General features: G+C 74.0%; 22 protein-coding genes and 1 pseudogene. 13 read left to right on the top strand and 10 right to left on the bottom strand.

The genetic code is table 11. The features are described 5' to 3' along the window. The 5 genes and pseudogenes from HLB15_RS24270 to HLB15_RS14670 all read right to left on the bottom strand — a co-directional run. A pseudogene (locus HLB15_RS24270) lies at positions 1 to 166 on the bottom strand (sugar ABC transporter permease); the annotation flags it as partial. A 10-nt stretch (positions 167 to 176) separates the two neighbouring features. After that, complete coding sequence (locus HLB15_RS14685; protein ID WP_171106511.1) at positions 177 to 1487, bottom strand: ABC transporter substrate-binding protein; 1311 nt, start codon at positions 1485 to 1487, stop codon at positions 177 to 179. 169 nt (positions 1488 to 1656) lie between these two features. Then, a complete protein-coding gene (locus tag HLB15_RS14680; RefSeq protein WP_171106510.1) occupies positions 1657 to 3270 on the bottom strand; it encodes a PH domain-containing protein in 1614 nt (537 codons plus the stop codon). Then, a complete protein-coding gene (locus tag HLB15_RS14675; protein ID WP_229785591.1) occupies positions 3267 to 3788 on the bottom strand; it encodes a PH domain-containing protein in 522 nt (173 codons plus the stop codon). The genes HLB15_RS14680 and HLB15_RS14675 overlap by 4 nt, the downstream gene beginning before the upstream one ends. 115 nt (positions 3789 to 3903) lie before the next feature. After that, positions 3904 to 4662, bottom strand: a complete 759-nt coding sequence (locus HLB15_RS14670; RefSeq protein ID WP_171106508.1) for an endonuclease/exonuclease/phosphatase family protein — start codon at positions 4660 to 4662, stop codon at positions 3904 to 3906. A 285-nt stretch (positions 4663 to 4947) separates the two neighbouring features. Between HLB15_RS14670 and HLB15_RS14665 the strand changes: the two genes are divergently transcribed. The 3 genes from HLB15_RS14665 to HLB15_RS14655 are packed head-to-tail and all read left to right on the top strand — an operon-like array spanning position 4948 to position 8143. Then, positions 4948 to 6363, top strand: coding sequence for an ABC transporter substrate-binding protein (locus HLB15_RS14665; protein ID WP_171106507.1), 1416 nt, complete (start codon positions 4948 to 4950; stop codon positions 6361 to 6363). Continuing rightward, positions 6360 to 7268, top strand: coding sequence for a carbohydrate ABC transporter permease (locus tag HLB15_RS14660; RefSeq protein ID WP_229785592.1), 909 nt, complete (start codon positions 6360 to 6362; stop codon positions 7266 to 7268). Before HLB15_RS14665 ends, HLB15_RS14660 begins: the two co-directional genes overlap by 4 nt. Continuing rightward, positions 7265 to 8143, top strand: coding sequence for a carbohydrate ABC transporter permease (locus HLB15_RS14655; protein WP_171106506.1), 879 nt, complete (start codon positions 7265 to 7267; stop codon positions 8141 to 8143). Before HLB15_RS14660 ends, HLB15_RS14655 begins: the two co-directional genes overlap by 4 nt. Here HLB15_RS14655 and HLB15_RS14650 read toward each other — a convergent pair. The 3 genes from HLB15_RS14650 to HLB15_RS14640 all read right to left on the bottom strand — a co-directional run bounded on the left by HLB15_RS14650 (position 8140) and on the right by HLB15_RS14640 (position 13258). Continuing rightward, positions 8140 to 9804 (bottom strand): thiamine pyrophosphate-binding protein, encoded by a 1665-nt coding sequence (locus HLB15_RS14650; RefSeq protein WP_171106505.1) that lies wholly within the window; start codon positions 9802 to 9804, stop codon positions 8140 to 8142. The two genes, HLB15_RS14655 and HLB15_RS14650, sit on opposite strands and share 4 nt — an antisense overlap. A 191-nt stretch (positions 9805 to 9995) precedes the next feature. Beyond that, positions 9996 to 11891, bottom strand: coding sequence for an FAD-binding monooxygenase (locus tag HLB15_RS14645; protein WP_171106504.1), 1896 nt, complete (start codon positions 11889 to 11891; stop codon positions 9996 to 9998). Between the two features lie 11 nt (positions 11892 to 11902). After that, positions 11903 to 13258 carry an MFS transporter gene (locus tag HLB15_RS14640; RefSeq protein WP_171106503.1) on the bottom strand — a complete coding sequence of 452 codons (1356 nt, stop codon included), beginning with the start codon at positions 13256 to 13258 and terminating at the stop codon, positions 11903 to 11905. Between the two features lie 145 nt (positions 13259 to 13403). Between HLB15_RS14640 and HLB15_RS14635 the strand changes: the two genes are divergently transcribed. Genes HLB15_RS14635 through HLB15_RS14610 form a run of 6 tightly spaced genes read left to right on the top strand, consistent with a single transcriptional unit; the run spans position 13404 to position 19778 of the window. Beyond that, positions 13404 to 14876, top strand: coding sequence for a fumarylacetoacetate hydrolase family protein (locus tag HLB15_RS14635; protein WP_171106502.1), 1473 nt, complete (start codon positions 13404 to 13406; stop codon positions 14874 to 14876). Beyond that, positions 14873 to 15598, top strand: a complete 726-nt coding sequence (locus HLB15_RS14630; RefSeq protein ID WP_171106501.1) for a GntR family transcriptional regulator — start codon at positions 14873 to 14875, stop codon at positions 15596 to 15598. Before HLB15_RS14635 ends, HLB15_RS14630 begins: the two co-directional genes overlap by 4 nt. Then, positions 15595 to 17100 carry a 5-carboxymethyl-2-hydroxymuconate semialdehyde dehydrogenase gene (gene hpaE, locus HLB15_RS14625; RefSeq protein WP_171106500.1) on the top strand — a complete coding sequence of 502 codons (1506 nt, stop codon included), beginning with the start codon at positions 15595 to 15597 and terminating at the stop codon, positions 17098 to 17100. Before HLB15_RS14630 ends, hpaE begins: the two co-directional genes overlap by 4 nt. Further along, positions 17063 to 18205: a 3,4-dihydroxyphenylacetate 2,3-dioxygenase gene (hpaD, locus tag HLB15_RS14620; RefSeq protein ID WP_171106499.1), complete on the top strand. Its 1143-nt coding sequence runs from the start codon at positions 17063 to 17065 to the stop codon at positions 18203 to 18205. The genes hpaE and hpaD overlap by 38 nt, the downstream gene beginning before the upstream one ends. Beyond that, positions 18202 to 19002: a 2-keto-4-pentenoate hydratase gene (locus HLB15_RS14615; protein ID WP_229785594.1), complete on the top strand. Its 801-nt coding sequence runs from the start codon at positions 18202 to 18204 to the stop codon at positions 19000 to 19002. Before hpaD ends, HLB15_RS14615 begins: the two co-directional genes overlap by 4 nt. After that, on the top strand, positions 18987 to 19778 hold the full coding sequence (locus HLB15_RS14610; RefSeq protein ID WP_171106498.1) for an HpcH/HpaI aldolase family protein: 792 nt from the start codon (positions 18987 to 18989) through the stop codon (positions 19776 to 19778). Before HLB15_RS14615 ends, HLB15_RS14610 begins: the two co-directional genes overlap by 16 nt. Positions 19779 to 19782: 4 nt before the next feature. Here HLB15_RS14610 and HLB15_RS14605 read toward each other — a convergent pair whose 3' ends face one another. Further along, on the bottom strand, positions 19783 to 20172 hold the full coding sequence (locus HLB15_RS14605) for a zf-HC2 domain-containing protein (protein ID WP_171106497.1): 390 nt from the start codon (positions 20170 to 20172) through the stop codon (positions 19783 to 19785). Between the two features lie 124 nt (positions 20173 to 20296). On the opposite strand from HLB15_RS14605, the gene HLB15_RS14600 reads away from it, so the two are divergent. Together HLB15_RS14600 and HLB15_RS14595 are read left to right on the top strand one after the other, a co-directional pair. Further along, the gene (locus HLB15_RS14600) at positions 20297 to 20956 is read left to right on the top strand and encodes an HD domain-containing protein (RefSeq protein WP_171106496.1); all 660 of its coding nucleotides are present in this window, start codon (positions 20297 to 20299) and stop codon (positions 20954 to 20956) included. A 230-nt stretch (positions 20957 to 21186) separates the two neighbouring features. Continuing rightward, on the top strand, positions 21187 to 21993 hold the full coding sequence (locus tag HLB15_RS14595) for a GlxA family transcriptional regulator (protein ID WP_311979581.1): 807 nt from the start codon (positions 21187 to 21189) through the stop codon (positions 21991 to 21993). An 18-nt stretch (positions 21994 to 22011) separates the two neighbouring features. On the opposite strand, the gene HLB15_RS14590 is transcribed toward HLB15_RS14595, so the two are convergent. Continuing rightward, positions 22012 to 22491 (bottom strand): MarR family winged helix-turn-helix transcriptional regulator, encoded by a 480-nt coding sequence (locus HLB15_RS14590; RefSeq protein WP_171106495.1) that lies wholly within the window; start codon positions 22489 to 22491, stop codon positions 22012 to 22014. A gap of 85 nt (positions 22492 to 22576) precedes the next feature. Between HLB15_RS14590 and HLB15_RS14585 the strand changes: the two genes are divergently transcribed. Both HLB15_RS14585 and HLB15_RS14580 read left to right on the top strand, forming a co-directional pair. Then, the gene (locus HLB15_RS14585; RefSeq protein WP_171106494.1) at positions 22577 to 23653 is read left to right on the top strand and encodes an LLM class flavin-dependent oxidoreductase; all 1077 of its coding nucleotides are present in this window, start codon (positions 22577 to 22579) and stop codon (positions 23651 to 23653) included. Then, positions 23650 to 24282: NADPH-dependent F420 reductase (locus HLB15_RS14580; RefSeq protein WP_171106493.1), on the top strand; the 633-nt coding region annotated here is incomplete at its 3' end. The genes HLB15_RS14585 and HLB15_RS14580, both read left to right, overlap by 4 nt.

The raw sequence follows: 24282 nt of genomic DNA, 5'->3' as shown, positions 1-24282 counted from the left end.
AGGCGGTGTAGGCCAGGGGGAACAGGCCGGTGACCGCGAACAGCACGAAGAACGGTGAGATGTACAGGTAGGGGGACAGCTTCACGTCCCAGCGGCCCAACCGCTGGGAGAAACCGAGCCGGCGCGGAGCGCGCCGGCCCGGTGTCGGCGTCGTCAGGAGGGTCATGTCGCCTGACTCAGCCGCCGAACGAGGCGGCCTCGGTGACCGCCCCCTCCCAGCTCTTCTCCCGGTCCTTCTCGCCCGAGATGTCGACGCGGTTGAGCGCGTCCTGCACGGCGCCGTGGATCGAGAAGTAGTTCTTGCCCTTGTACGGCGCCTCGCCGATCGCAGCGGCGCGCGCGGTGAAGATCTCACCGACGGGGGCGTCGTTGAAGAACGGGTTGACGAAGCTCTGGACGGCCTCGGACTCCTGCGCCTCGACCTGCGACGGGAACGTCCCCGACGTCTCGAACGCGGTCGTCTGCTGCTCCGGGGCGGTCAGCCACGCGGCCAGCTCCTTGGCGGCCTCCGTGTGCTCGCCGGAGGCGGGGACGGTCAGGAACGAACCGCCCCAGTTACCGCCGCCACCGGGGAAGACGTTCGCGATGTCCCAGCCGTCGACGCCGCCGGAGTTCTGCTCGATGGGCCCGGTCATCCAGGCGGGGCAGAGCATGGTCGCGAACGCGTCGGCCTGGAAGCCGGCGACCCAGTCGTCGCTCCACTGCTCGACACCGGCCGAGAGCTCGTCGTCCACCGCGGCGGTCAGCACCTGGTCGTACAGATCCTTGACGGCCGTGTTGGACGCGAGGTCCTTGGGCTCGCCGGAGTCCGGGTCCTCGTAGGCGTCGTGGACCTGGTTGATCATGCCCTGGTAGGTCGGCGTCGCGCCGTCGAACCAGGCGGCGTCGGACTTCTCGACGAACTGGCGGCCGACCTCGAAGTAGTCCTCCCAGGTGGCGTCCTCGCCGCCCAGGAGCTCCGCGACCTCCTCGCGGTCGGAGGGGAGCCCCGCCTCCTCGAACAGGTCGCCGCGGTAGCAGATGGCCTCGGGGCCGATGTCGGTGCCGTAGCCGATGACCTTGCCGTCGGGCGTGGTCGCCTGCTGGACCTTCCAGTCCATCCACCGGCCCTCGAGCTCGGGGTCGGCCAGGTCGGTGAACAGGTCGGGGTACTGCGACAGCTCCGGCAGCCAGTCGACCTCGATGGCCTCGATGTCGGCCAGACCCTCGCCACCGGCGGCGAGCTTGGTGGTGAGGTTGGTCCGGGCGTCGGCCGAGCGCGCGGCCTTGATGTGCTCGACCTTCACGTTCGGGTGCTCGTCGGTGTACTTCTTGAGCATCTGGTCGGTGTAGCCGAAGTCGTTGAACGTCGCGACCTTGAGGGTGACCGGGCCGTCGTCCTCGGCCGCGCTCGACCCGCCGCCGCAGGCGGTGAGGGTGAGGGCGAGGGAAGCGAGGCCGGCGGTCGCCGCGGCGGCGCGGCGCAGGGGGCGGGTGGTGCTGGACACGATGACTCCTTCGTCTGGGCGCCGCCTCCGGGGCGGCTGCTGCCGCCGATGCTGGTTCCCGACCTCCGGAGCGTCAACCAGCGATCGTGACGTGCGCCGCCCGCGTCCCTCTGAAACAGCGTCTCACCTGCGGTTTCGCAGGTCCCGGGCACCCCTTGCGCAGTGATCGCTAGTGATCGGTACCGCGCAGGTCGGTCGCCTCGGCGCCGGGCACCCCGGTGGGCGCGTCGTCACCCACCAGGAAGGGCCGCAGCAGGCCGGGGACTGCGTCGTCGGCGAGAGCCAGCCCCTCCGCCTGCCCGACGTCGCGGACGGCGTAGGCGCCCGTGCCCGCGGCCGTCGTGGCGAGCACGGTGAGGAGCCCGGCGCGCCGCTGGAAGACCGACTGCCGGACCGTCCACCCGACGATCCCGCGGCGCTGGAGGGCGACGGTGGCCCGCCGCACGGTGCCGGCGCGCGCCACGAGGGCGGTGGGCGTGAGGGCGTGGCCGAGCGCGCGGTAGGCGTCCAGGGCGAGGACCACCGCGACCGGCACGAGCACGAGCGCGCTGACCCAGGCGACGTGCAGCAGCACGGGCGTGAGCAGCAGACCGAGCACCACGAGCACGGCCTCGGGGGCGAGCACGGAGGTCAGCGCCCAGCGCAGCCGCCGTCCGCGGGCCGCGACGGGGTGCCCGGCGAGCGGGGCCGACGTCGGCGGTGCGGCGGCCTCGCGCAGCACGGCCGCCGCCACCTGGTCGGCCAGGTCCTTCGGGGCGGCGGGCAGCAGGGTGCGGCTCTCGGTCTTGTCCTTCTCGCCGGTGGTGAGGCCGGTGGCCACGGCGTCCACGCGCGCGGCACCGGCCAGCCGGACGCCCAGCGGCTCGACCAGCTCGACGCCGCGCAGCCGCGACTCCTCGAGCGAGATCGACCGCGTGGTGAGGAGGCCGCGCCGTACCCGGAGCGTGCCGTCCGCCTCCCGGTCGAGGGTGTGGTTCCACCAGGTCTCGACCCACAGCGCGAGGGCCGCGACGCCGCCGACGACGAGCAGCGCCCCGAGCAGCGCGAGCGCCACGAGCACGGCGGGCGCCAGGCCGAACCACGACCCGACGGCCGCGAACAGGTCCTCCTGGAGGCCGAACCACTCGGCCACCTGGATCGCGCCGCCCGCCGCGGCCGCGCCGAGCACCGGCGGCACGAAGGACAGCGGCGCGTACCGGATCCAGCGGGGGTCGAACCGGGCCAGCGAGCCGTCGGTCCGCGTGCCGTCCGTCCCGGTCCGTGCGGCGTGCGCGAGCAGCGTGGCCCGCAGCGCGTCGGCGGCCGCGCGTCGCACGGGCCAGAGCGTCACCGTGCCCTCGGTCCCGGCGTGCTCGCCCGTGCCCACCCGCACCGTCGCCACGCCGAGCACGCGCAGCACCGGGTCCGCGCTGAGGTCCACGGAGCGGATGCGTTCCCGGCGCAGCGCGAGCCGCTTGCGGAACACGACGCCGGTGTGCACGTGCAGCCGCTCGTCGTCCACGTGGTAGCGGGTGACGCGCCACATCCACTCGCCGCACCCGGCACCGACGGCGACGGCCAGCACCGACGGCGGCACCGTCCAGGCCAGCGCGGTGCCGAGCGACGTGCCGACGGCGACCCAGTAGGCGGTGAGCAGCGCGCCGCCGACCACGGGGGCCGCGGTATACAGGGCCGCGGCGAGCACCGCGGCCCGGCGGTCGAGCCGGTCCCAGGACGCGTCGGGGACGGCGGTGTCGGGTGCTGTGTCGGGCGCTGTGTCGGGCGTGCCGTCCGGCGCCGTCACGTCGCGTCCTCGGGGGTGGCCTGGGTGGCGAGGGTGAGGTCGGCGGCCAGGGCGGCGGCCGTGGCGGCGTCGAGCCCCGTGGCCTTGACCGCGCCGCGCGCGGAGGCCGTCGTGACGGTGAGGGTCGCGAGGCCGAAGCGCTGCTCGAGCGGGCCGCGCACGGTGTCGACGGTCTGGATGCGGGACAGCGGCGCGACGCGCCACTCCTGGAAGAACCAGCCCGTGCGCGTGTAGACGGCCTCGTCGGTGACCTCCCAGCGGTGGTGCCGGAACCACAGGCGGGGGAGCGCCACAGCGGCGACCGCCCCCACGACGGCGAGTGCGGCGGCCGGGAGCAGCAGCCAGGTCCGGGCGGGTGGGACGAGGAGGCCGAGCACGGCGAGCGGCACCACGCCGGCGGCGAACCACAGCACGACCTGCCACGTCCACCACCCCACGGCCCGGCGGTCGACGGCGTGCCGTGGCGGGCGCAGGGTCAGGGCGGTGCGGGCGCTGTCGTCGCTGGTCGGCGCGGTCACGCCGGCCATGTTGCCAACCCCGGGTACTGGCGGCAACGCAATTCGGCCCCCGACCCGGGCAGGCGGGGACGACGCGGCGCGGCGCGTGTGGTGCGGCTCGTGGCCGGACCAGGGGTCAGGTGAGCGCCGGCAGGTAGGGCTCCAGGTCCGTGACCAGGCCCGCGTGGTCGCTGGCCCACACGCCGTCGACCGGCTCGACACCCGCGCGCTCGCAGCTCACGATGTCCACCGGTGGCATGCCCGTGGAGCCGCACCGGACCAGCAGGTGGTCGATCCGCCGGTACGGCCGGCCCGGCATGGTGGCGCGCACGATCCCGTTGGCCGGGTCGAGGGTCCACCCGTGCTCGCCGGGATGTGTCACCTGCCAGGCGTCGCGGTAGCAGACGCTCCACCCGTCCAGGGACTGTCTGCCGGTCAGGAACCGGAGGCTGGCTGCTTCGGGGTCCGCGTCCAGGTCACCGCCGAGCACGACCAGCGGATCGTCGTCGCCGACCAGCTCTTCGACCGGCCTCGCCACCGTGACAGCCTGTCGTTCGCGGTCCACCTCGCGGTCGGCGGCCGCCTCGGGGAAGTGGTTGACCACCACCGTGCGTCCGAACGGCTCCGGTGCGTCGACGGTGACCAGCAGGGCGGCCCACCGGAACTCGTCGACCGGCCGCCCCGGGGTCATCAGGTCGATCTCGCGGTGCTCCACGACCGGCCACCGGCTCGCCACCGAGATGCCGCTACGCTCCTCGTCGGAGCGGGCCGTCGAGTGCACCACGTGGTAGTCGTCGCCCAGGAGATCGCCGGTCTGGTCGTACTGCTCGGTGTGGATCTCCTCGGAGAACAGCACGACCTCAGGAGCGGCCTCCTGGACGATCTTTCTCAGCACACGTCGTCGTGCGTCTCAGCCGGCCCGCCGGCCGAGGACGTTGTGGTTGTACACCCGCAGCACAGGCCGCCCGTCGGCCCCTCGGCGCACCGTCATCCCGGCACGATACATCGGGCGTCCACGAGCGCGGACGCGCTCGCGGCTCGGGCGTGTGCGCCGGTCAGGGGCCTGATCGCGCCGAGAACCGCTGCTCGTGCGAGTGACAGGGCCCGGGCACACGATGATGCGGAACCCGGCCGGTGCCGGGCGCCGATCTCGCCGCAGGATCTCGCCGCAGGAGGCCTCATGTCCGCGCCACAGCACCCGCTCCGCCCCGTCGCCCGCCGCGCCACCGCGGTGCCGGCGGCCGTGCTCGTCACGGTGCTCGTCTGTGCGGGCTGCGCCCGCGGGATCAGCGCGGACGACACCGGACCGGACGTCGACTTCGGCGCGTCGCCGTCGCCCGGCGGCACCCTCGACGTGATGGGGTTCGGCACGGGCGACGAGATCGGCCAGGTGCGGCACGAGCGCGCCACCGAGGCACTCGGGGTCGACGTGAAGCTCTCCGAGGGCGAGCTCGACCCGCAGGCGTTCCTGTCCGCCGCCGCGGCCGGCAACCCGCCCGACCTCGTCTACGCCGAGCGCGACCAGATCGGCACGTTCGCGTCGCGCGGCGCGATCATGCCGCTGTCGGAGTGCGTGGACGCGCAGGGCGTCGACACCGACGCGTTCGTCGACACCGCCGTCGACGAGGTGACCTTCGGCGGTGAGCTGTACGGCGTCCCGGAGTTCAACGCCGTGCAGATCACCATGGCGAACGCCGACCTGCTCGACGAGGCGGGGCTCGGGCTCGCCGACGTCGACGGCTCGGACCCCGAGGCCGTCCTCGCGGCGACCGAGGCGCTGACCCGCAGCGACGGCGGGAAGCTGTCGGTGATCGGCGTCGACTCCAAGCTGCCCGAGTTCCTGCCGCTGTGGGCCAAGGGCCGGGGCGTCGACCTGCTCTCGGCCGACGGCCGCACCGCGCAGCTCGACGACCCCGAGGTGGTCGCGGCGCTCGAGCACGCCGTGGCGGTCTACGACGCCCAGGGCGGCTTCCCCGACGTCAAGACGTTCCGCGACTCCGCCGACTTCTTCGGGGCGGGCAACCAGTTCGCGTCCGGGCAGCTCGGGGCCATGGCGATGGAGCAGTGGTACATCAACGTCCTCAACGAGACCTCGCCCGACGCGCCGCTGGCGTTCGGCCCGGTCAAGGGCGCCGACGGCGAGGTGCACGCCTTCGCGACCGGCTCCGCCTGGGCGATCCCCGTCGGCGCGGGGGACCCGGCGGCCGCCTGCGCGTACGTGGCGCGCATGACCGAGACGGACGCCTGGCTGGAGGCCGCGCAGGCGCGCGCGGACGCCCGCGCGGCGGACGGGCTGGTGTTCACCGGCGTGCTCACCGGCAACGAGGAGGCCGACACGCAGATCCGCGACATGGTGCTCGCGCAGGACCCGGCCGAGCCGTGGCGCTCCGCGATCGACGCGGTCTACGAGGCCGACGAGCACACCTTCGCGCTGCCGGCCAACCCCGCGGGCGCCGAGTTCGAGACCGCGTGGCAGGACGCCGTCAACCGTGTGCTCAACGGCCAGCAGGAGCCCGCCGAGGCGCTGGCCCAGGCTCAGGAGGAGGCCCAGGAGGCGCTCGACGAGGCCTGGGCGGGCTGGGACGAGGAGCAGTGACGACCAGCGCCCGCGCCCGCCGCGAGCGCCGGACCGGGCTGGCCTTCATCAGCCCCTGGATCGTCGGCTTCGTGGTGTTCACCGCCTGGCCCATCCTCTACTCCGGCTACCTGTCGCTGACCGACTACGACGTGCTCACCGACCCGGCCTTCGTCGGCCTGGAGAACTACGAGCGCATGGCCGCCGACCCGCAGGTGCGGCTCGCCCTGTGGAACACGCTGCAGTACGCCGTGGTGCAGGTGCCGCTGTACGTGCTGGTGTCGCTCGCGCTCGCGCTGCTGCTGCACCAGGCGGGCCGCGCCTCGGGGTTCTTCCGCACCGCGTTCTTCGTGCCGAAGATGACGCCGCCGGTCGCGGTCGGCGTGCTGCTGCTCCTGCTGTTCAACGGGCAGTACGGCCTGGTCAACGAGGCGCTCGCGGTGGTGGGCATCGACGGCCCGAGCTGGACCACCGACCCGGCGTGGATCAAGCCGGGCCTGGCGCTGGTGAGCCTGTGGTCGGTGGGCACCGCCGTCGTCATCCTGCTCGCGGCGCTGCAGGACGTGCCGACCGAGCTGTACGACGCGGCGCGCGTCGACGGCGCGGGCTGGTGGCGCCGCACCCGCACCGTGACGCTGCCGATGATCAGCGGCGCCCTGTTCTTCGTCACCGTGGTCAACACGATCGCGGCGTTCCAGATGTTCACCGAGGCGTACTCGGCCTTCTTCGGGGCGGGCACCTCGAGCTACTCCAACGACGCCGCCCTGTTCTACGTCATCTACCTGTTCCGCGAGGGGTTCGCCGAGCTGCACATGGGGTACGCCTCCGCGCTGGCCTGGCTGCTGTTCGTCGTGATCATGCTGGTCACCGCCGTCCAGCTCGCCGTGTCGAGACGCCTGGTCTACTACGAGGGGGAGCAGCGATGACGGCCGTGGCGCTCGGGGCGCGTGCCGACCGCGGCGTGGCCCGGCGCAGGCAGCGGTGGCTGCGCGCGCTCGTCGTGGCGGCGCTGACCGTCCTCGCCGTCGTGTTCGTCTACCCGTTGGTGTGGCTGCTGTCGGCGTCGTTCAAGCCGCGCGCCGAGATCTTCGACAACCGGCTCCTGCCACGGACCCCGACCCTGGAGAACTACCTCACGGTGTGGGACGCCGCCCCGCTGGGGCTGTGGCTGGCCAACACCCTGGTGGTCACGGCGCTCGCGGCCACCACCGTGACGCTCTCCAGCGCGCTCGTCGCATGGGGGTTCGCGCACTACCGGTTCCGGGGGCGCGGCCCGCTGTTCGGCCTGGTGCTCGCGACGATGATGCTGCCGGGCGCCGTCACGCTCATCCCGACCTACCTCATCTGGCACCAGCTCGGCTTCGTCGGCACCACGGTGCCGCTGTGGGCGGGCAACCTGTTCGGCAGCGCGTTCTACATCTTCCTGCTGCGGCAGTTCTTCCTGCGGCTGCCACGGGAGCCGTTCGAGGCGGCGCGGCTGGACGGGGCGAGCGAGTGGACGCTGTTCTGGCGCATCGCGGTGCCGCTGTGCCGACCGGCGCTGGTGCTCACGTTCCTGTTCGAGGCGCAGGCCTCGTGGACCGACCTCATGCGTCCGCTGGTCTACCTCCAGGACACCGCGACGTTCACGGTGCCGCGCGGGCTCAAGGCGGTGATCGACCAGTTCGGCCCGGGCGGCGAGTCGCAGTGGGAGGTCGTGGTCACGGCGTCGGTGATCACGACCGTCCCGATGATCCTGCTGTTCTTCGCGGGGCAGCGGTACTTCGTGCAGGGCATCGCCACCACGGGCTCGAAGGGTTAGCGGGTGCGGTTCGCCCGCAGGATCTCCTCCTGGTACGGCGCGACGACGGAACCCGACACCCGGCAGTCGAGCACGAGGAAGCGCCGCTCGCCGACCGGCTCGGCCGACCAGGCCGCCAGCCGGCCGAGGTCGTCCAGGGTGCGCACGACGACGCCCTCCGCGCCGACGGCGTCCGCCAGCGCGGCGAAATCCGTCTCGGGGATGAGCATGGGCTCCTCCGCGAGGCCCTGCCGGCCGTAGACGTGCACCTCGGCGCCGTACGCGGCGTCGTTCCACACGACGGCGAGGCCGCGGCCGCCCGCGGTGCGCACGGCGGTCTCGAGGTCGGCCAGCGCCATGAGGCCGCCGCCGTCACCCGTGGTGAGGACGACGGCGTCGTCGGGGCGGGCCTTGGCGGCGCCCGCGACGCTCGGGAAGCCGAGGCCGATGGACTGGTAGGCGGTGCCGACCATCATCATGCGGTCGGGGGAGGCCACGGGCCAGTACATGTTGGCCCAGCCGATGAAGTGACCGCCGTCGGAGACGACGACCCGGTCGCGCGGCAGCATCCCCGCGAGCCGGTGGGCGACGGTGCGCGGGTCGAGGCGGCCGTCGGGCGCGATCCCGTCGGCGGGGCCGGTGTCGTACCGGCGGGCCGCCGCGACGTCGACGGTCTCGCGCCAGCCCGACGGCTTGGCGCCCTGGGCGCGCAGCTCGTCGACGAGCGCACGCGTCACGAGGGCGGCGTCGCCGCGGATGAACCCGCCGACGTGGCGGTGCGTGGCCGCGGCCGCGATGTCGACCTGGACCACGCGCGTGCCGGGCGCGAACAGCTCGCCGAACCGCATCGTGAACTGGTTGAGGGACGCTCCGAGCACCACGGCGACGTCGGCCTGCCGCACGAGCTCCATGGCGTCGTGCGCGCCGAACCCGCCCGCGACGCCGAGGTCGTACCGGTCGTCGGGGAACACGCCGCGCCCGAGCGCGGTCGTGGCGGTGAGGGCGCCGGTGGCCTCGGCGAGCTCGCCGAGCGCCTCGCCCGCCCCGGCCAGCCACGCGCCGCGGCCCGCGAGCAGGACGGGACGCTCGGCTTCGGCGAGGTGCCGCGCCAGGTCGGTGATGGCGGCGGCGTCGAACGGGCCCGCCGGGGCGAGCGGGGCGGGCAGCACGGGCTCGGGCGCCTCGGGCACGGGCCCGGCCTCCAGCGCGGCGACGTCGTAGGGGATGGCCAGCACGACCGGCACACGGTAGGTCAGCGAGTGCTCGATGGCGATGACGCTCGTCGCGGCGGCGTCGGCCCGGCCGACGGTGTAGGTCCGCGCGCCGACGGCGGCTGCGAGCGCGATCTGGTCCACGTCCCACGGGCGCGGGCCCGACGTCGGCTCGTCGCCGGTGAGCAGCACGAGCGGCACGCGGGCCTGCGCGGCCTCGGCCAGCGCGGTGAGCGCGTTGGTGAACCCGGCGCCGTACGTGGCCGTGGCCGCCGCGATGCGGCCGGAGGCGCGGAAGTAGGCGTCGGCGGCGACGACGCCGCCCGCCTCGTGGCGCACGGCCGTGAAGCGCGCGGTGGTCGAGCGCGTCAGGTCGTCGAGGAACCAGGCGTTGCCGTTGCCCATGACACCGAAGACGTGGTCGACGTGACGGGCGACGGTGCGGGCGACGTGCGCGGAGACGGTGGGCACGGGGCCTCCAGGGGGAACAGTGACGGATGAGTGGAACGGTCCGTATGTGTCCCGTGCGGGCCCGGCAGGCGGGCCCGTCGCGCGCCCCTTTTTCGAGCGCAGGCGGGAGATGACCCGCCTCGACGCGCCGAGTATAACCACGGGTCGCGGCGCAGGTCAGGGCGTGGTCGGGACATGTCGGTGGACGCAGTTCAGGTCGCGGGCAGCAGCGCTCCCGCGAGGAACGCGGCGAGCTCCTCGCGCGCGGTCAGGGGCAGCACGGCGGCCACGTACTGGTCGGGTCGCACGACGACGACGGCGCCGCCGCGGTCGATGCCGCGCAGCGCGAAGATGTCCTGGGCCGGGTCGGCGGCGTACACCTTCTCGTAGTCGATCAGGCCGAACGGGCCGACCCGCGGCCGGAACACGCCGGGGACCGACGGGTGCTCGATCGTGTGGTGGTCCTGCTGGTAGACGACCTTGACGTCGAGCACCGCGTCCGGGTCGGCGCCCCGGGGCGTGTGCCGCAGCAGCGGGGAGCCGGCCGCGGTGCCGAGCCACTCGGCCCAGTCGCGCAGCGCCGACGGTTCGTCCGGGGCGGCGGCGTCCGCGAACGCGTAGACGCGCCACCGGCCGTCGGCGCGGGCGTGGTGGCCCAGGTGCGCCGGGTTGCCGTCCGCGACCCGCACGACGGGCGCCGACTTGAACCGCTTGCCGACCGGGAAACCCGTGGCGAGGTGCTGGTGCTCGGTGCCCGCCACGATCATCGACGGCTCGTACCGCGTCATGAACCCGCAGGGGAACTCCGCGGTCTTGACGTAGAAGTCCTCGAGGTACGTGGGGTCGGGCAGGTCCTCGGGCCGGGTCGCCATGAGGCGCGACCACTCGCGGTCGAAGTCGATGAGCTGCTGCGCGACGACCTGCCGCTCGGCGGAGTAGGTGGCCAGCAGGGACTCGGGTGCCCGGCCGGTGAGCACGTGCGCGAGCTTCCAGGCGATGTTCCAGCCGTCCTGCATGGACACGTTCATGCCCTGCCCAGCCTTGGCGCTGTGCGTGTGGCAGGCGTCGCCGGCCAGGAACACCCGCGGCGTGCGGGTGCCGGTGAGCTCGGCGGGCACGTCGTCGAACCCGTCGGTGACGCGGTGGCCGACCTCGTAGACGCTGTGCCAGGGCACGTCCTTCACGTCGAGCGTGTAGGGGTGGATGATCCGGTTGGCGCGGGCGACGATCTCGTCCGGCGTCGTCGCGCGGACGCGGCCGCCGTCGTCGGCCGGGACCTCGCCCAGGTCGACGTACCAGCGGGCCAGGAACCCGCCCTCGCGGGGGATGAGCAGGATCGAGCCGCCGTCGTGCGACTGGATGGCGCACTTGGTGCGCACGTCGGGGAAGTCGGTCACCGCGAGCACGTCCATCACGCCCCACGCGTGGTTGGCCTTGTCGCCCACGGGCTTGCGGCCGATGGCCTGCCGGACGGCGGAGTGCGCGCCGTCGGCCCCGATGACGTACCGGGCGCGCACGGTGCGCTCGCTGCCCTCGTGCGGTCCCGCGGCGTGCCGGAGGGTGACGGTGACGAAGCCGTCGCCCGTGTCCTCCGGCACGCTCAGGCCCGTGACCTCCAGGCCGTGGTCGGGCCGTACCCGCCCCGGGGCGTTCGCGGCGACCTCGGCGAAGTAGTCGAGCACGCGTGCCTGGTTGACGATGAGGTGCGGGAACTCGCTGATGCCGTCCGGGTCGTCGGGCGGCACCGCGCCCCGCACGATGTGCTCGGGGTGCTCCGGGTCCGGCTTCCAGAACGCCATCTCGGTGATCCGGTAGGCCTCGGCCGTGATCCGCTCGGCGAAGCCGAACGCCTGGAACGTCTCGACGGAGCGGGCCTGGATACCGTCGGCCTGGCCCATCTCCAGGCGGCCCGCGCGGCGCTCGACGACGTGCGTGCGGATGCCGGGGAACTGGGCGAGCTGCGCCGCCGCGATCATCCCCGCGGGCCCGCTGCCCACGATCAGCACGTCGACCTCGTCCGGCAGCTCGTCCGGGCGCTCGAGCCCGTACCCCGCGGCGGGGTGCAGGTGGGGGTCGCCGGTCACGTACCCGTGGTGGTGGAACTGCATCGATCGTCCTCTCAGGCCCTGGCCAGGCCGTAGACGGGGCTGGCGGCCTGCTGCTCCTCGTGGTCCGGCCCGAGCGGGATGCCCGTGCGGTCGCGCAGCAGCAGCACCGCCGCCAGGCCGAGCAGCGTCATGCCCGCCAGGTAGACGGTCACCGACGTCGTGCTGCCGGTCGCCTGCACCAGTGCCGTCGCGATGGTCGGCGCGAACGCGCCACCCAGGATCGAGCCGATCGCGTACGAGATCGACACGCCGGAGAACCGGATCGACGCGGGGAACAGCTCCGCGTACAGCGCGGCCTGCGGGCCGTAGGTGAGCCCGAGCCCCACCGACAGGAAGGACAGCCCGAGCAGCAGCGAGCCGAACGTGCCGCCGTGCACCAGCGGGAACAGCGTCAGCACGCCCGCGAGCTGCACCACGAACCCGGCCGCGTACGTCGTGCGGCGGCCCAGCCGGTCGGACAGCCACCCCGCCGCCCACGTCGAGGCGAGCCAGACGACGGCCGACGCCGTCACCGCCCACAGCACCGGGCCCTGCCCCATCCCGACGGGACCCGCCGGGTCCGAGGCGTAGCGCTGCACGTACCCGCCGGTGGTCATGTAGCCGACCGCGTTGTTGCCCGCGAACACCAGCGCCGCCACGATCACGAGCGGAGTGTGCCGGCGGAACAGGCGCAGCACCGGCTGCCGCGTGGTCTGTGCCCGCTCGGCGATCTCGACGAACACCGGGCTCTCCTCGACGCTGCGGCGCACCCAGTACCCGATGCCGATGAGCACGACGCTCAGCAGGAACGGCACGCGCCAGCCCCACGCGAGGAACGCGTCACCCGGCGCGACGGCCGTCATGAGGGCCAGCACCCCCGAGGCCAGGAGCAGGCCGAGCGGCACGCCGATCTGCGGCGACGCGCCGTACAGGCCGCGGCGGCGTACCGGCGCGTGCTCGCACGACATCAGCACCGCGCCGCCCCACTCGCCGCCCGCGGAGACGCCCTGCAGGATGCGCAGGAGCACCAGCAGCACCGGCGCGGCGATCCCGATCTGCGCGTACGTGGGCAGCACGCCGATCAGAGCCGTCGCCACGCCCATGAGCACGAGCGTGAGCACCAGGACCACCCGCCGCCCGTACCGGTCGCCGAGGTGGCCCGCGACGAACGCGCCCAGCGGCCGGAACAGGAAGCTGACCCCCACCGAGCCGAACGCCAGCAGCGTCGCGAGTCCCGCGCCGGCGGGCTCGAAGAAGAGCTGCCCGAACACGAGGCCCGCCGCCGACGCGTAGACGAAGAAGTCGTACCACTCGACGGTGGTGCCGACGATCGTGGCCGCGACGACGCGGCGGCGCTCGCGGGCGGTGGGCTGTGCGTCCAGTGACATCGCATGACTCCCTCGTCATCCGGCCTGCCCTCGTCGGCAGACGTGTCGTCCGGGCCCGTTGCCGGGTCCGCACCGACCATATACGATCTGTGATACGAAGCACCAGGGGTCACAGCGGACCCGTCGTCCGAGGGCAAGGGAGCTCATGGGTACGCACGCGCAGATCGGCCCGCTCACGCAGCGGCCGGGCAAGGTCGTCGCCGTCCACCTCGCGTACGCCTCGCGCGCCGCGCAGCGCGGACGGCGGCCCGCTGCGCCGTCCTACTTCCTCAAGCCCGCCAGCTCGCTGGCCGCGAGCGGTGGCGTCGCCGAGCGCCCCGCGGGGACCGAGCTGCTGGCGTTCGAGGGCGAGGTCGCGCTGGTCGTCGGCGAGCCGGCCCGGAACGTCACGGTCGAGGAGGCCTGGGACCACGTGGCCGCCGTGACCGCGGCGAACGACCTGGGCGTGTACGACCTGCGGTGGGCCGACAAGGGCTCCAACGTGCGTTCCAAGGGCCGCGACGGCTACACGCCGGTCGGCCCGGGACTGATCGACGCGCGCGCCGTCGACCCGGCGGGGCTGCGCGTGCGGACGTGGGTCAACGGGGAGCTCGTGCAGGAGGACACCACCGGCCCCGACGCGCTGCTGTTCCCCTTCGCCCAGATCGTGGCCGACCTGTCGCAGCACCTCACGCTCGAGCGGGGCGACGTGATCCTCACGGGCACGCCCGCGGGCTCGAGCGTCGTGGTGCCCGGTGACGTGGTCGAGGTCGAGGTGGACGCGCCCGCCGCGCCCGGCGCGCCGACGTCGGGCAGGCTGGTCACCACCGTGACGCAGGGCGAGGTGCCGTTCACGGACGTCGGCGCCGGTCCGAGGGTCGACGACACGCAGCGTGCCGAGGCGTGGGGGAGCCGGGAGGCCGCGGGGCTGGAGGCGCCGTTCGAGCTCACCGAGGAGCTGGCCGCGACCCTGCGCCGCACCCCGGTCGCGGGGCTCTCGGCGCAGCTGCGCAAGCGAGGGCTCGACCACGCCGTCATCGAGGGCGTGCTGCCCCTCGCGCCCGGCACGACGCTCGTCGGCCGGGCCAGGACCCTGCGGTTCGTGCCCTACCGGGCCGACCTGTTCGCCGCGCACGGTGGTGGGTACAACGCGCAGAAGCGCGTGTTCGACACGGTGGGCCCGGGCGAGGTGATCGTCATCGAGGCGCGCGGCGAACCCGGCGCGGCCACGCTCGGCGACGTGCTCGCCCTGCGCGCGCAGGTGCGCGGCGCGGCGGGCGTCGTGACCGACGGCCGCGTGCGCGACTCGGAGGCCGTCGCCGCCACCGGTCTGCCCGTCTTCGCCGCCGGGCCGCACCCGGCGGTGCTCGGCCGGCGGCACGTGCCGTGGGACACCGACGTCGCGGTCGCCTGCGGCGGCGCCACGGTGCTGCCGGGTGACGTCGTGGTGGGTGACGCCGACGGCGTCGTCGTCGTCCCGCCGCACCTCGTCGCCGAGGTGGCACAGGCCGCGCTCGAGCAGGAGGAGCAGGACGAGTGGGTGGCCCGCCAGGTGGCGCAGGGGCACGGGATCGACGGGCTGTTCCCGCCGGACGAGGAGTGGCAGGCGCGCTACCGGGCCTCCCGGGGGGACGCGTGAGCGGCACGTCGGCCGTCGAGGACGCCTTCGAGGCGGTCAGCAAGTCGCAGACCGCCTACGGGTTCCTGCGCGAGCGCATCGCCCGGCGGGAGCTGAGCCCCGGGTACCGCCTCGTGCTGCAGAGCATCGCCGACGAGCTCGACATGAGCGTCGTCCCCGTACGCGAGGCCATCCGGCGCCTGGAGGCCGAGGGCCTGGTCACGTACGAGCGCAACGTCGGGGCACGGGTCGCGATGATCGACGAGCACGGCTACGTCGACGCGATGCAGGCGCTCGGCGTGGTCGAGGGCGCGGCGACCGGGCTCTCGGCGCCCGCCGTGTCGGCGGCCGACCTCGGGCGGGCACGCGAGGTCAACGACCAGCTCCGGGCCCTGCTCGACCACTTCGACCCGCACGCCTTCACCGCGCTGAACCAGCGGTTCCACTCCGTGCTGTTCGAGTCGTGCCCCAACCGCCTGCTCCTCGACATGGTGCACCGCGGGTGGGCCCAGCTCTCCGGGCTGCGGGACTCGACGTTCGCGTTCGTGCCCGGCCGTGCCCACGCGTCGGTGGCCGAGCACGACCACATCCTCGACCTCATCGCCCGCGCGGCCGACCCGCTCGAGATCGAGATCGCCGCGCGGGACCACCGCTGGGCGACCATGCAGGCGTTCCTCGACACCCGAGCCGGCACAGGGGCCGGCAGCCGGGCCGCCGACCACCGACCGACGGAGACACCGTGAACCAGCCGACCCGCCCCCTGCCCGCCGACCTGCCCGGGCACGTCCGGCACTACATCGACGGCGCGCTCGTCGACTCGGCCGACGGCGCCACGTTCGACGTGCTCGACCCCGTGACGAACGAGGCCTACACCCGGGCCGCCGCGGGGAAGGCCGCCGACGTCGACGCCGCCGTCGCCGCCGCGCGGAAGGCCTTCACCGACGGGCCGTGGCCGCGCATGCTGCCCCGCGAGCGCTCGCGGGTGCTGCACCGGATCGCGGACATCGTCGAGTCCCGCGACGCGCGGCTGGCCGAGCTGGAGAGCTTCGACTCCGGCCTGCCCATCACCCAGGCGCTCGGTCAGGCGCGGCGCGCGGCGGAGAACTTCCGCTTCTTCGCCGACCTCGTCGTCGCGCAGACCGACGACGCGTTCAAGGTGCCCGGCCGGCAGCTCAACTACGTCAACCGCAAGCCGATCGGCGTCGCGGGCCTCATCACGCCGTGGAACACGCCGTTCATGCTCGAGTCGTGGAAGCTCGCACCGGCGCTGGCCACCGGCAACACGGTGGTGCTCAAGCCCGCCGAGTTCACGCCGCTCTCGGCCTCGCTGTGGGCGGGCATCTTCGAGGAGGCCGGGCTCCCGGCCGGCGTGTTCAACCTGGTCAACGGCCTGGGGGAGGAGGCGGGCGACGCCCTGGTGAAGCACCCCGACGTGCCGCTCATCTCCTTCACCGGCGAGAGCGCCACGGGGCAGCTCATCTTCGCCAACGCCGCGCCGCACCTCAAGGGTCTGTCGATGGAGCTGGGTGGCAAGTCGCCCGCGATCGTCTTCGCCGACGCCGACCTCGAGTCCGCGATCGACGCGACGATCTTCGGGGTCTTCTCGCTCAACGGCGAGCGCTGCACCGCGGGCAGCCGCATCCTCGTCGAGCGCGCCGTCTACGACGAATTCGTCGAGCGGTACGCGGCGCAGGCCGCGCGGGTGCGGGTCGGCTACCCGCACGACCCCGCGACCGAGGTCGGCGCGCTCGTGCACCCCGAGCACTTCGCCAAGGTCATGGAGTACGTCGAGCTCGGCAAGGGCGAGGGGCGCCTGGTCGCGGGCGGCGGGCGCCCCGAGGGCTTCGAGACCGGCAACTTCGTCGCCCCCACCGTGTTCGCGGACGTGCCGCGCGACGCCAAGATCTTCCAGGAGGAGATCTTCGGGCCGGTCGTGGCGATCACCCCGTTCGACACCGAGGCCGAGGCGCTCGAGCTGGCCAACGGCGTGCGCTACGGCCTGGCGGCCTACGTCTGGACGAACGACCTGCGCCGCGCGCACACCTTCTCCCAGTCGGTCGAGGCCGGGATGGTCTGGCTCAACTCGAACAACGTGCGCGACCTGCGCACCCCGTTCGGCGGCGTCAAGGCCTCGGGCCTGGGCCACGAGGGCGGCTACCGCTCGATCGACTTCTACACGCACCAGCAGGCGGTGCACGTCACGCTCGGTGCCGCCCACCACCCGACGTTCGGCAAGGGAGCCTGACGCTGTGCCCGAGAACCTGATCCCCACCCCGGCCGCGCCCCCGCCGGACATCGTGCGGTGCGCCTACCTCGATCTCGTGGTGACCGACCTCGCCGCGTCGCGCGACTTCTACGTCGACGTGCTGGGCCTGGTCGTCACGCACGAGGACGACGACGCCGTCTACCTGCGCAGCCTCGAGGAGTTCATCCACCACAACCTGGTGCTGCGCAGGGGGCCGGTGGCCGCGGCCGCCGCGTTCGCCTACCGGGTGCGCGCGCCCGAGGAGCTCGACCGGGTCGTGGCGTTCTACCGCGAGCTCGGCTGCCGGGTCGAGCGGCGGGCCGAGGGCTTCACACGTGGCGTGGGCGACTCGGTGCGCGTCACCGACCCGCTCGGCTTCCCGTACGAGTTCTTCTACGAGGTCGAGCACGTCGAGCGCCTGGCCTGGCGGTACGACCTGCACACCCCGGGCGCGCTCGTCCGCCTGGACCACTTCAACCAGGTCACGCCCGACGTGCCGCGCGCCGTGCGGTACATGGAGGACCTCGGCTTCCGCGTCACCGAGGACATCCAGGACGCCGAGGGCACCACCTACGCCGCGTGGATGCGGCGCAAGCCGACCGTGCACGACACGGCGATGACGGGCGGCGACGGGCCGCGCCTGCACCACGTCGCGTTCGCCACCCACGAGAAGCACAACATCATCGCGATCTGCGACAAGCTCGGCGCGCTGCGGCAGAGCGACCGGATCGAGCGCGGGCCCGGCCGGCACGGCGTGTCCAACGCGTTCTACCTCTACCTGCGCGACCCCGACGGCCACCGCGTCGAGATCTACACGCAGGACTACTGGACGGGCGACCCGGACAACCCGGTGGTCACCTGGGACGTGCACGACAACCAGCGCCGCGACTGGTGGGGGAACCCCGTGGTGCCGTCCTGGTACACCGAGGCCTCGCCCGTGCTCGACCTCGACGGCAACCCGCAGCCCGTCGTCGCGCGCACCGACACCTCCGAGATGGCGGTGACCATCGGCGCCGACGGGTTCTCCTACACCCGCCCCGAGGACGACGAGGACGCGCTGCCCTCGTGGAAGCAGGGCGAGTACAAGCTGGGGCACCAGCTGTGACGGCCGGGCGCACGCTGGACGACGCGGCGGTCACCGCCATCGCCGACGAGCTCGCGCGGGCCGAGACGGACCGCGCCACGGTGCCGCTGCTCACGGCGCGCCACCCGGGCATGACCGTCGAGGACGCCTACGCCGTGCAGAACATGTGGCGTCGCCGAGGCATCGAGGCCGGGCGGCGGCCTGTGGGCCGCAAGATCGGCCTCACCTCCAAGGTCATGCAGGCGGCCACGGGCATCACCGAGCCCGACTACGGCGCGATCTTCGCCGACATGGTGATCGAGAACGGCGCGGTGATCGACCACGCGCGGTTCTCCAACGTCCGCGTCGAGGTCGAGCTCGCGTTCGTGCTCCGCGAGGGCCTGACCGGTCCGCGCGCCACCGTGTTCGACGTGCTGCGCGCCACCGAGTACGTGGTGCCCGCGCTGGAGATCCTGTCGTCCCGGATCGAGATGCCCGGCCGCACCATCGTCGACACCATCAGCGACAACGCCGCGATGGGCGCCATGGTGCACGGCGGGCGCCCCGTCGCCCCCGACGCCGTGGACCTGCGCTGGGTCGCCGCGCTCCTGCACCGCAACGAGGCCGTCGAGGAGTCGGGTGTCGCGGCGGCCGTGCTCGGTCACCCCGCCGCGGGCGTCGCGTGGCTCGCGAACAAGCTCGCGCAGCACGGCGACGCGCTCGAACCGGGCGAGATCGTCCTGGCCGGGTCCTTCACGCGGCCCGTCTGGATCGAGCCCGGCGACACCGTGCTGGCCGACTACCGAGAGCTGGGGACCGTCTCGTGCCGCTTCGTGTGACCCTCCCGCCCACCCTCCGCGACCGGCTCGCCGCCGCCGACCGGCCGCTGGCCGGTATGTGGGTCTGCACGGGCAGCCCCACGGTCGCCGAGATCTGCGCCGGGGCCGGCCTCGACTGGCTCCTGATCGACGGCGAGCACTCGCCGATCGGCCTGGAGACGACGACCGAGCTGCTCCGCGCCGTCGCCCCCTACCCGGTCACGCCCGTGGTGCGCGCGCCGTCGGGCGACGCCGTGGTGCTCAAGCAGCTCCTCGACCTCGGCGCGCAGAACGTGCTCGTGCCCATGGTCGACACCGCGGAGCAGGCCGCCGACGTCGTGCGCGCCGTGCGCTACCCGCCCCGTGGCGTGCGGGGCGTGGGCAGCGCGCTGTCCCGCGGTGCCCGGTGGAACCGCGTCGAGGGCTACATGCGCGACGCCGACCGGTACGTCTCGCTGTTCGTCCAGGTCGAGTCCGCGACGGCGGTCGACAACGCCGCCGACATCGCGGGTGTCGACGGCGTCGACGGCGTGTTCGTCGGCCCCTCCGACCTCGCGGCGTCGATGGGGCTGCTCGGACAGCAGACCCACCCGGAGGTCGTCGTCGCGGTGCGCCGCGCCGTCGACGCCGTGCGCGCGGCCGGCAAGCCCGTCGGCGTCAACGCGTTCGACCCCGAGGTCGCGCAGGCCTACCTCGACGCGGGGGCGACGTTCGTGCTCGTCGGCGCCGACGTCGCGCTGCTGGCCCGCGGGTCGGAGGCGCTCGCGGACCGGTGGTCGGGCGGGGCAGGGGAGTAACGGCTCAGAACCGCGGGCGTCGGCGTGGGCGCCGGTGGCGACCGCCCTCGTGGCCCCGTGCCGCGAGGCCCCTGCCTCGGTCGCGCAGCGCCCAGGACTCCTCGCGGACCGCCACGAACGCGCGCGTGCACGGCGGGCACGCGTCGAGGTGTGCCTCGAGCCGGCGCTGCCTGCTCGGCGCGAGGCCGCCCGTGACGTACTCGTACAGCGCAGCCCGTACGGCCCGGCACACGGGGTCCACGGCGGCCGGGCGCGGCGTGCCGGAGACCTGATCGAGCCGGGCGAGCCGGTCCCGGAGCGCGCCGACGTCGGCGCGGCGTGCGGCGTCGTCGCCGGCACGCGCACGGGCGACCACCGGACCGGTGGTCAGGTCACCGCCGGACGACACACGCACGCGCACAGCGTCGCACAGGCTGCGGGGTGCCCGTGTCGGGCGCGTGATACGGATGTCCTGATCCGAGGGTTCCTGGTCCGTCCCGACAGTGGGCGGCGCGGGGCGGGCGCGCGACGGTGGTGGCATGACACAGAAGACACTGGCCACGCCCGAGACGATCGCGGGCATCGCCGTCCCCGACACCGGCCTCGCCCGCGCGGCGACCACCCTCGTCCGGGAGGCCGCCGACGACACCGTGTTCGACCACTCACGCCGCGTGTACCTGTGGGGCATGCTGCAGCTCGCCGCGCAGGGGCAGGAGGCCGACCCCGAGATCGCCTATGTCGGCGCCATGTTCCACGACCTCGGGCTGACGGCGGCCCACCGCACCACGGACCGCCGCTTCGAGATCGACGGGGCCGAGGCGGCGTACGGGTTCCTGCGCGACCACGGCCGCTCGGCCGACGAGGCGCGCGCCGCCTGGCTCGCCGTCGCGCTGCACACGACGCCGGAGGTACCGCTCCACCTGCCGCCCGAGGTCGCCGTCGTGACGCTCGGCGTCGAGACGGACGTGCTGGGTCTGCGGCTGGACCAGATCGACCCGGGGCTGCGCGCCGAGGTGGTTGCCGCCCATCCGCGGCCCGACTTCAAGAAGCGCATCCTCCACGCCTTCTACGAGGGCATGGCCGACCGCCCGGACACCACGTTCGGCACCATGAACGACGACGTGCTCGCCCACTTCGACCCGGAGTTCCGGCGCGCGGACTTCGTTCGCGTCATCATGGAGAACGCGTGGCCGGAGTGACCGCGGACACCCGGTGGTGACGGGCTGCCCGGCGGAGCAGGCGACCGCACGACAGGAGGAGCCCGTGGCAGGCAGCCAGGACGTGGTGTTCGTCGTCTTCGACGGCGTGAAGATGCTCGACGTCACGGGCCCGGCCGAGGTCTTCGCCGAGGCGCGGACGTTCGGCGCCGGGTACACCCTGCGCTACGTCTCGGTGTCGGGGGCCCGTCCGGACCTCCGTCGGCGCGGCGCTGCCGGTCGACGGCGGGGCGGCCGACCTGGACGAGGCCGGCACGCTGGTCGTCCCCGGCGGGGACGAGCTGGTCGGCCGCCCCGTCCCCGCGGGCCTGGCGGAAGTCGTACGCGACCTGCGTCCGCGGACGCGCCGGCTGGTCTCGGTCTGTACGGGCTCGTTCGTGCTCGCTGCGGCCGGGGTGCTGGACGGTCGCCGGGCGACCACGCACTGGCGGCACGCGCCGCTGCTCGCCCGGGCATACCCGGAGGTGCACGTGGAGGCCGACGCGCTCTTCGTGGAGGACGACGGCGTGCTCACCTCCGCGGGCGTGTCGGCGGGCATCGACCTGGCGCTCGCGCTCGTCGAGCAGGATCACGGCGCCGGCCTCGCCCGCGACGTGGCGCGCAGCCTCGTGCTGTTCATGCAGCGCCCGGGCGGCCAGTCGCAGTTCTCGGCCCCGCTCGCGCTGCGCCCGCCCCGCGCCCCGGCCCTGCGCGCCGTCGTCGACCTGGTCGCCGCGCAGCCCGCGGACCCGCACACCGCGACCTCGCTCGCCGCGACGGCCGGGATCACACCGCGGCACCTCGCGCGGCTGTTCCGGACCGAGCTCGGCACGTCACCCGCGCGGTTCGTCGAGGACGCGCGCCTCGACCACGCCAAGCGTCTGCTGGACGCCGGGCACGGCGTGGCCGAGGCCGCGAGGGGGGCCGGGTTCGGCAGCACGGAGACGATGCGGCGCCGGTTCGTCGCGCGGCTCGGTGTCGCGCCGAGCCGCTACCGGGCGAGGTTCGGGACGACCGGGCCGGGGGACAGCCGGGGCTGAGCCGACGCGGGGCGTGGGTCAGCGCGAGGCGTCCAGCCGGTCCCGCAACGCCGCCGTGAGGGCGGCCACCTGGTCGAGCTGGTCGGGGTCCAGCGCCTCGACGAACAGCTCACGGACCGCGCGCAGGTGTGGCACCGACGCGCTGCGGAACGCGTGCGCGCCGTCGTCGGTGAGCACGACCCAGGCGCCCCGGTAGTCGACGGCGCACTCCTCGCGCCGCACGAGCCCGCGGTCCTCCATGCGGCGCAGGTGGTGCGAGAGCCTGCTGCGCTCCCAGCCGACGGCGTCGGCCAGCTCCGACGAGCGCAGCCGGCGCCCGTCGGCCTCGCTGAGGGCGAGCAGCACGGTGTAGTCCCCCGTGGAGAGGCCGGACTCCTTCTGCAGCCGGCTGGTCAGCCGGGCGTCGAGGGCCCGCGCGGTCTCGATGTACCCGCGCCAGGCACGCAGCTCGTCGGGTGTGGGGGAGCGGCGGCGGCCCTGCCGGGTGCTGTGCGTCACGAGAGACCTCCAGTGGTTGACGCGTCAACTATATCCGGCGCATGATTGACACGTCAACGACATGACCAGAGAAGTGGACGCTCTCATGAGTGACATCGCGCGTGACATCGAGTTCGGCATCGACACGTTCGGCGACCTGCCGCGGGGCGACGACGGTGAGATCGTCACCTACGCCGAGGCGATCCGGCGCACGGTCCAGGAGGCGGTGCTGGCGGACGGCGCGGGCGTCGACGTGGTCGCCGTCGGCGAGCACCACCGCTCCGAGTTCGCGATCTCGACGCCCGAGACCGTGCTGGCGGGCATCGCGACCGCGACCGAGCGCATCCGCCTCGCCTCCGGCGTCACCGTGCTCAGCTCGGACGACCCGGTGCGCGTGTTCCAGCGGTTCGCCACGGTCGACGCGCTGTCGAACGGCCGCGCCGAGGTGATCCTCGGGCGCGGCTCCTTCACCGAGTCGTTCCCGCTGTTCGGCTACGACCTGCGCGACTACGACCAGCTCTTCGAGGAGAAGATCGACCTGTTCGTCAAGCTCCTCGACGAGAAGCCGGTCACCTGGGAGGGCACGCTGCGCCCCGCGCTGCACGAGGCCGACGTGTTCCCCAAGACCGAGTCCGGCCGCCTCACGACGTGGGTCGGCGTCGGCGGCTCGCCGCAGTCCGTGATCCGCACCGCCCGCTACGGGCTGCGGCTCATGCTCGCGATCATCGGTGGGCCGGCCGAGCGGTTCGCGCCCTACGTCGACCTGTACCGCCGGGCCGCCGAGCAGTTCGGCACCACGGCCCACCCCGTCGGCATGCACTCGCCGGGCTTCGTCGCGGAGACGGACGAGGAGGCCAAGGAGCTCTTCTTCCCGGGCTTCAAGGTGGCCCGCGACCGGATCGGGGCCCAGCGCGGCTGGCCGCCCCTGCGCCGCGAGGACTTCGAGGCCGAGGTCGAGCACGGCTCGCTCTACCTCGGATCGCCCGAGACCGTCGCCCGCCGGATCGCGGCGGCGATCCGCGCGCTCGACGTCGGCCGCTTCGACCTCATCTACTCCTCGGGCGGCGCCCTGCGCGCGAGCGACCGGCTGCGCTCCGTCGAGCTCTACGGCACCCGCGTGCTGCCGATGGTCCGCGAGCTGCTCGCGGACGAGCCGCAGCGGCAGGGCACGGTGCTCGCATGACGGCGCGCACCCTCGGCATCCTCGGTGCGGGCAAGGTCGGCACCGTGCTCGCCCGGCTCGCCGTCGCGGCCGGCTACCGCGTGCTCGTGGCCGGGTCCGGCGACCCCGCGCGGATCGCGCTCACGATCGAGGTCCTCGCCCCCGGCGCCGAGGCGGTCGACGCGGCGACGGCGGCCCGCGAGGCCGACGTCGTCGTGCTGGCGCTGCCGCTGAGCCGGTACCGGGCGATCCCGGCCGGCGACCTGACGGGCAAGGTCGTCGTCGACGCCATGAACCACTGGTGGGAGGTCGACGGTCCGCGCGAGGACCTCCTGCCGCCCGACCGCTCCTCGAGCGAGCACGTCCAGGAGTCGCTGCCCGGCGCGCGCGTCGTCAAGGCGTTCAACCACATGGGGTACCACGACCTCGAGGACGGTGCACGGCCCGCCGGCGCTCCGGACCGCGCGGCGATCGGCATCGCGGGCGACGACCCGGGCGACGTCGCGGCCGTGGCCGCCGTCGTGGACGCGCTCGGCTTCGACCCCGTGGTCGCCGGCCCGCTCGCGAGCGGCGCGCGCATGGAGCCGGGCACCCCGGCGTTCGGGGCCGACGTCGACGCCGAGCGCCTGCGCGCGCTGCTGGACGCCGGG

The sequence above is a fragment of the Promicromonospora citrea genome (assembly GCF_013004695.1).
Taxonomy (GTDB): Bacteria; Actinomycetota; Actinomycetes; order Actinomycetales; family Cellulomonadaceae; genus Promicromonospora; species Promicromonospora citrea.
This window is presented reverse-complemented; position numbering and strand designations above follow the sequence as displayed.

Excerpts from the sequence above, each read along its gene's own strand:
- HLB15_RS14655 (WP_171106506.1), top strand. The coding sequence starts at position 7,265 with ATGACGGCCGTGGCGCTCGGGGCGCGTGCCGACCGCGGCGTGGCCCGG.
- HLB15_RS14645 (WP_171106504.1), bottom strand. The coding sequence starts at position 11,891 with ATGCAGTTCCACCACCACGGGTACGTGACCGGCGACCCCCACCTGCAC.
- HLB15_RS14640 (WP_171106503.1), bottom strand. The coding sequence starts at position 13,258 with ATGTCACTGGACGCACAGCCCACCGCCCGCGAGCGCCGCCGCGTCGTC.
- HLB15_RS14585 (WP_171106494.1), top strand. The coding sequence starts at position 22,577 with ATGAGTGACATCGCGCGTGACATCGAGTTCGGCATCGACACGTTCGGC.
- HLB15_RS14635 (WP_171106502.1), top strand. The coding sequence starts at position 13,404 with ATGGGTACGCACGCGCAGATCGGCCCGCTCACGCAGCGGCCGGGCAAG.
- HLB15_RS14600 (WP_171106496.1), top strand. The coding sequence starts at position 20,297 with ATGACACAGAAGACACTGGCCACGCCCGAGACGATCGCGGGCATCGCC.
- HLB15_RS14665 (WP_171106507.1), top strand. The coding sequence starts at position 4,948 with ATGTCCGCGCCACAGCACCCGCTCCGCCCCGTCGCCCGCCGCGCCACC.